The 1,173-nt window shown below is 73.4% G+C and carries 2 protein-coding genes; both read right to left on the bottom strand.

The window, feature by feature from the left end:
* Nucleotides 1-51: 51 nt before the first annotated feature.
* Complete coding sequence (gene hemQ / locus DQW06_RS24495) at nucleotides 52-762, bottom strand: hydrogen peroxide-dependent heme synthase (protein WP_013153846.1); 711 nt, start codon at nucleotides 760-762, stop codon at nucleotides 52-54.
* The coding region (locus tag DQW06_RS24490; RefSeq protein ID WP_198662540.1) for an FAD-dependent oxidoreductase at nucleotides 759-1,173 on the bottom strand (415 nt) is incomplete at its 5' end. The genes hemQ and DQW06_RS24490, both read right to left, overlap by 4 nt.

The following is a 1,173-nucleotide window of genomic DNA, read 5'->3' as shown; positions in this document are numbered from 1 at the left end:
CCCCGGGGAGGAGTTCCCTCCCCGGGGCGCCCCCGTTCGCGTTGTGGCCGTCTACGGCAGGGACTCGACCAGCTCGGCGACGCTCTTGCGGCGACCGGTGTAGAACGGCACCTCCTCGCGGGTGTGCAGGCGGGCCTTGGCGCCGCGCAGGTGGCGCATCAGGTCCACGATGCGGTGCAGGTCGTCGGCCTCGAAGGCGAGCAGCCACTCGTAGTCGTTGAGCCCGAACGAGGACACCGTGTTGGCGCGCACGTCCGGGTAGGGGGCGGCCATGCGGCCGTGCTCGGCGAGCAGCGCGCGGCGCTCGTCGTCGGGCAGCAGGTACCACTCGTAGGAGCGCACGAACGGGTACACGCACAGGTGCTCGCGCGGCTCCTCCCCGGCCAGGAACGCGGGCACGTGGCCGCGGTTGAACTCGGCGGGGCGGTGCAGGCCCACGACCGACCACACCGGGGTGCTCACCCGGCCGATCCGCGTGCGGCGGAAGGCCGTGTAGACGTCCTGGACCTGCTCGGGGGAGTCGGCCACCCACCAGAACATGATGTCGGCGTCGGCGCGGAATCCCTGGACGTCGTAGCTGCCGCGGGTGGTCACACCCTGCTCGGCGGCCTTGTCCAGGAGCGTGGCCAGTTCGTCGGCCGCGGCGGCGCGGTCGATCCCGTCCAGGGCCCCGACCTTGAAGACCGACCACATGGTGTAGCGGATGAGGGAGTTGAGGTCGCTGCCGTCCTGCTCGACGGCTTCGTTGTGCTGGCCCGTCACGGGTTGACTCCTTGCTGGTTCGTTCCGGCGGCCTCGTCGCCGCCGGTGGGACTGTTCGTCGTGAGGGCGCCCGCCAGGAGGTCTGCCTGCTGGAGGGCGTCGGCGACGCAGGCGGGGACGCCCACACCGCCGTAGACCGCGCCGCACACCCCCAGGCCGGGACTGCGGGCGACGTCGGCGCGCACGCGCTCGACGAGGGAGGCGTGGCCGACGGCGTACTGGGGCAGACCGTCGGTCCACCGGGTGACCCGGGTCTGCACCGGCGCCCCGGCCATGCCGGTGACCGTGGCCAGGTCGCGCACGGCGGCCGCGGCCAGCTCCTCGTCGGAGCGCTCCAGGACGCGCTCCTCGCCGAAGCGCCCGATGGAGCAGCGCAGCACGACCAGGTCGTCGCCGGGGTTGGCCGCGGCC

It is taken from the genome of Nocardiopsis sp. TNDT3, assembly GCF_003427465.1.
Lineage (GTDB): Bacteria > Actinomycetota > Actinomycetes > Streptosporangiales > Streptosporangiaceae > Nocardiopsis > Nocardiopsis dassonvillei.
The sequence above is the reverse complement of the archived record's forward strand: the minus strand, read 5'-3'. Positions and strand labels throughout refer to the sequence as shown.